Source organism: Mesorhizobium sp. M7A.F.Ca.CA.002.04.1.1 (assembly GCF_004022805.1).
Lineage (GTDB): Bacteria > Pseudomonadota > Alphaproteobacteria > Rhizobiales > Rhizobiaceae > Mesorhizobium > Mesorhizobium ciceri.
Genome location: NZ_RZPL01000957.1, coordinates 1 through 1,731, shown reverse-complemented (window position 1 = coordinate 1,731; position 1,731 = coordinate 1). Strand labels below are relative to the sequence as shown.

General features: G+C 63.5%; 1 protein-coding gene. It reads right to left on the bottom strand.

From position 1 onward, the window contains the following. Nucleotides 1–184: 184 nt before the first annotated feature. Nucleotides 185–1,731: acetolactate synthase large subunit (locus ENZ75_RS30955; protein WP_128278589.1), on the bottom strand; the 1,547-nt coding region annotated here is incomplete at its 5' end.

The following is a 1,731-nucleotide window of genomic DNA, read 5'->3' as shown; positions in this document are numbered from 1 at the left end:
GATCCGGGTCGATGCCAGCAACAACCACACGCTCTGCCATTCCTATGTCGGCAAGGCGGCCGCAGACGGCATCAGCTATGAGATCGCCAAGGATTTCGGGACGATCGCGCCGGCCACCCCTTACTGCAAACTGTAGGCGCTTCGGCAACAGCTCCAGGTAATCCTGACGGCGGCTTTGCCGCCGTCAGCTCGCTTGCGGCGCAGGCAGCCGCTCGCGCAATTCGTCGACAAGCACCCTGGTGTTTTCGGGATAGTCGATGGGCACGACGACGAGGTGCACGCCGCCGCCGGTGAAGGCCCGTTCCAGCGCCTGCCGCAAATCGGCGATCTCGCCAACTCTTGTCCCCTTGGCTCCGTAGGCCTCGGCATATCTGACGAAGTCGGGATTGCCGAAGGTCATGCCGAAATCCGGAAATTCGTCGACCGCCTGCTTCCAGCGGATCATGCCATAGGCATGGTCTTCGAGCAGCAGGACGACGAGATTGAGCTTGAGCCTGACGGCGGTCTCCAGTTCCTGGCTGTTCATCATGAAGCCGCCATCGCCACAGATGGCCATGACACGGCGCTGCGGATAGAGCAGTGCCGCCATCATCGCCGACGGCAAGCCCGCGCCCATCGTGGCCAGCGCATTGTCGAGCAGGATCGTGTTTGCCATGCGGGTGCGGTAGTTGCGCGCGAACCAGATCTTGTACATGCCGTTGTCGAGGGCAAGAATCCCATCCGCCGGCATCACGGCGCGCACGTCATGCACGATGCGCTGCGGCGTGAAGCGATCTTCGGTGGCGCGCGCGGCGATGCGGCTCAGAATGCCTTCCCGCAGCGGCAGCAAGGCCTGTGCATTGGGGACCTTGCCCTCGATGCGGTCGGCCAGCAGCGCCAGCGAAGGACCGAGGTCGCCGACGATTTCGGCTTGCGGGAAATAGACCTGCTCGACATCGGCTGAATGGTAGCCGACATGAATGACCTTCGGCCCCTTCGCCCCCATGATGAAGGGCGGCTTCTCTACCGTGTCGTGACCGACGGTGATGATCAGATCGGCCTGTTCGATGGCCTCGTGCACATAGTCGCGCTCCGAAAGGGCTGCCGTTCCCATATAGAGCTCCGTGCCGCCAGGCACGGTGCCCTTGCCCATCTGCGTGGTGAAATAGGGAATTTGCGTCCGCAGCACGAACTGGGCGACATCGGGAGTCACGCGCGGTCGCGACGCCGCCGCACCAAACATCAGCAGCGGACGCCTGGCTTCCATGATCATACGGGCGGCGCGATCAAGCGCGCCCGGGCTGGCCAGCGGCAGTTCGACCGGATGCGTTGGCACGAGTGCTACCGGTTCACACTCGGCCGCCGCAATGTCTTCCGGCAATTCAAGATGTACGGGGCCGGGACGCTCTTCCTGGGCGACACGGAAAGCTTCGCGAACCAACGAGGGGATCATCTTCGGCGAAACGATCTGACGCGACAGCTTGGTCAGCGGCTTCATCGCCGCGACGATGTCGACGATCTGGAAGCGCGCCTGCCGGGATGACAGGATGCCTTTCTGGCCGGTGATCATGATCATCGGCATCGCGCCGAGCAGCGCATAGGCCGAACCGGTCGAAAGGTTGAGCGCGCCCGGGCCAAGCGTGGTGATGCACACACCCGGCTTGCCGGTAAGCCTGCCATAGGTGGCGGCCATGAAAGCGGCTGCCTGCTCGTGGCGGGTCAGGATCAGCTGGATTGAGGAGCGGCGGGTGG